1 protein-coding gene is annotated in these 230 nt (G+C 68.3%); it reads right to left on the bottom strand.

What is annotated here, in order from left to right; genetic code table 11:
* Window positions 1–207 (bottom strand): hypothetical protein (locus ACNEUN_RS06500; RefSeq protein WP_463631657.1); only part of this gene is annotated, 207 nt, incomplete at its 3' end.
* Between the last annotated feature and the right edge of the window lie 23 nt (window positions 208–230).

Below are 230 nucleotides of genomic sequence, written 5' to 3'. Positions count from 1 at the left end.
GCCGCGGACATAGGTGAAGGGCGTGCCGAGTGCGCGTTGCGCGTCCTCGACGCCCATGCCGAACACCAGCGGCGTGTTGTTCGACAGTGTCGCAGTGAAGGCGGATGCCGGCCCGCCGAACGGCGGCAGCTTGTCGGCGCTCGCTTCCGTCGCGGCCGCGCTCAGCAGCAAGGCGACCGCGATCGCGTTGATGGCTCGATCCTTCACCTGGTCCCTCATCTGGCCTTTCC

Source organism: Gardnerella sp. C0684A1, from assembly GCF_055326835.1.
This window is presented reverse-complemented; position numbering and strand designations above follow the sequence as displayed.